Genomic DNA, 234 nt, shown 5'->3' with positions numbered 1-234 from the left:
TTCAAAATTTTCGTCGTGGGGAAAAAATTTACTGGAAACCAGAAAAAGTTATTTCTTCTTTATCTTTAGAAGAAAAAAAAAGATTGGCCGCAGAAGTTAAAGAGCGGCAAGAAATTTTACAAAAAGAGATTGTTGAAAAACAAAATAACACAGCAATGTTAGCTTCTCAAATATGGAAAGCCAGTAAAATAGCAACTCAAGATAATGAATATTGTAAGCTTAAAGGTATAAATC

It is taken from the genome of Bartonella sp. LB28NMGDW (genome assembly GCF_042194435.1).
GTDB lineage: Bacteria > Pseudomonadota > Alphaproteobacteria > Rhizobiales > Rhizobiaceae > Bartonella > Bartonella grahamii.
The sequence above is the reverse complement of the archived record's forward strand: the minus strand, read 5'-3'. Positions refer to the sequence as shown.